General features: G+C 31.6%; 2 protein-coding genes. Both read right to left on the bottom strand.

Going from position 1 to position 2,097, the window contains the following annotated elements:
- On the bottom strand, nt 1–1,055 hold a 1,055-nt coding region (locus tag U9R23_07595; protein MEA3476286.1), incomplete at its 3' end, for a hemolysin family protein.
- 561 nt (nt 1,056–1,616) lie between these two features.
- A complete protein-coding gene (gene ybeY / locus U9R23_07590) occupies nt 1,617–2,060 on the bottom strand; it encodes an rRNA maturation RNase YbeY (protein MEA3476285.1) in 444 nt (147 codons plus the stop codon).
- Between the last annotated feature and the right edge of the window lie 37 nt (nt 2,061–2,097).

Here is a 2,097-nt window from a genome sequence, read left to right as displayed (position 1 = left end):
GAACCATCCAGGAGATACTCGTCTTTGCTGATTTTCTTTATCTCAATCTTTTCAACATCAGTCTCATCCAGAATCTCGCCAACTATCTCTTCAAGCACATCTTCCAAAGTGACGATTCCTGATGTGCCTCCATATTCATCAACAACAACAGATAGATGCACTCTATTCTTACGAAAATAACTAAGCAAATAGCTAATCTTCATATTTTCTGGAATAAAATAGCAATTTCTCATCAAATCCTTTACTCTTTTTCTATTTTCATGGTTCAGGATAATATCCTTACTATAGACCATTCCGATTACATTATCAATATTTCCTCTGTATATTGGTATTCTTGAGAAACCAGATTTTTTTATTGTATTTATCAATTTTTCAATTCCGCTTTCAATTTCAACTGCTGTTATGTCAATTCGTGGAGTCATTACTTCTTTTACTCTTGTATCAGAGAATTCAAAAGCACTATTGAGCATTTCTCTTTCATCTTTCGGCATATCAACAACATCAGACGATGAATCATACACGATATTTTTTATGTCTTCAGTTGTAACTTTTATTTCCGAGTCAATGAGAGCTGACTTTCCGCCAAGAGTAAAGATATAAGCCAGCCATTCTAATATCTTTACAATTGGGAAGAGTATTATTTTAAAAAAACTAATGGGAAAAGCAATTAAGGATGAATATTTTTCAGCATATTGAATAGCATAAACTTTGGGTACAATTTCACCGAAAATAAGAACAATGATTGTAGCTAAAGCAATTTCAATGATTATTGCAACTGATACTGAAATTAAATTAAACCCTTCACTAACTTTAAGTGCTATAATTGCAGATAAAGATGCAAAACTCACATTTACAATCGTATTCCCAAGAAGAATTGTAATCAATAACTGCCTGGGATTCTTGAGTAATTTTGTAATGCATCTTTTGCTTATATTAGTTGAATTCTCCAGCTTTTTACGATACAGTCTGGAAAGTGAAAATAGAGCAGTCTCTGAAGAGGAGAAAAAGGCAGAAAGTATTATTAAAATAATAAGAAAGATAATATTTAATATCATTTAACCACCTATCTTCGCCAAGGCTACGCCAGGCAAGCCGAGTTCACCGAAATACACCGATATTCTTTTATTAGCATTTTCCCACCTGTCTTCTTCGTCAGCTGACGGATATGCCAGGCAGACCGAGAACACCGACAAATTTTTTAACAGCATTTGCCATTAGAAATTAGTATCTTGTCAACAATATTCGTGCCTGCCCTGTTAAATTTATTTTCTATTTAACTGGGTTAAATTTTGGCATCCCGATATATTGGGATTATTATATCTGGAAACCATTTTATAGAAAGGGTTAAATTACTAATTACAAATATCAAATTTCTAATAAAATATCAAATACCAAATATAAAAAGATTAGTCTTCGGAGATTTTGTTTTGGCATGATTTGACATTTGCCTGCCCGCCGTTTCACTTTGGAAGGCGGGGGCTTTGTCATTTTATTTGACATTAGTCCCGATAAATCGGGAGGATTTAGAAATTATTGACTTTATTACTGCTTAATATTTACTGTTTGGTTCTGGTTCACCCTTCGGAGTAAACCTACGGAGAACGGGCTTGTCCATGTTAGGATTTTGAAATTTTATTAAGATAATATTCTGTCTTCTCAGTCATCTCTTTATCCTTATCTTTGTCATTATGAGTATATCCAATAAGATGTAATATTCCGTGAATCATAAGTCTCTCAATCTCATTTTGTAATGAAACTTTATACTGAATCGCTTGCTCTTTTGCTTTTTCAAGAGAAATATAAACATCACCTAAAATTGATAAATTATCTGGTAAAAATTTATTATCAAATAAAAATGATAGCACATCAGTAGGTCTGTCAAGATTTTTAAATTTTGAATTCAATTCCTTTAAATATTTATTATTTGTTATAACAATATTCAGTTGTTTATCCTGCCTGATATTTTCATTATGAAAGATTAGATTAATAATATTTTTCAATCGGGATAAATTTAGATCGTTCTTTTCTAAATTAATAATCTGCTGATTTGTCTCTTTCATTTATTTTGGTCCAATAAGTCACTTAGGAAATATCTAT

The sequence above is a fragment of the Candidatus Cloacimonadota bacterium genome (assembly GCA_034722995.1).
Taxonomy (GTDB): Bacteria; Cloacimonadota; Cloacimonadia; order JGIOTU-2; family JGIOTU-2; genus JAGMCF01.
Note: the sequence above shows the minus strand (reverse complement) of the source record. Positions and strands in the feature narration are given on the sequence as shown.